Source organism: Caballeronia sp. NCF2, from assembly GCF_023631205.1.
GTDB lineage: Bacteria > Pseudomonadota > Gammaproteobacteria > Burkholderiales > Burkholderiaceae > Caballeronia > Caballeronia zhejiangensis.
In genome coordinates, this window is record NZ_JALQDN010000052.1 from 1 (window position 1) to 379 (window position 379).

Sequence of the window (379 nt, forward strand, 5' to 3'; positions counted from 1 at the left end):
CCGAGTGAAATCGCGCGCTCGTACACATCGCATGCGGCGGGCAGACGATCCGCGCGATCATGTTCGAGCCCGCGATACACCTCGTCGCTGAATAGCCATAGTCCATGCTTGCGCGCGAACGCGACGATCGCATCGAACACGTCGCGCGACGGCAGATAACCGGTCGGATTGTGCGGCACGCACATCACGAGCGCGCGTGTGGCCGGCGTGACGAGCGTTTCGAGCTCCGCCGGATCGAGCGACCAGCCCGCTTCTTCCCGCGCCTTCCACGGCGCAACGCTCACGCCCAGCGCCTCGGCCACCGTGTAATGCGACTGATAGCCCGGCATATGCACGATCATGTGATCGCCTGGCGCGAGCATCGTGTTCATGAACGAAT

Annotated in this window: 1 protein-coding gene; it reads right to left on the reverse strand. The window is 63.9% G+C overall.

Going from position 1 to position 379, the window contains the following annotated elements:
* Positions 1 to 379, reverse strand: a 379-nt coding sequence (locus tag NCS02_RS17600) for an aminotransferase class I/II-fold pyridoxal phosphate-dependent enzyme (protein ID WP_250523247.1), incomplete at both ends; no start/stop codon positions are given.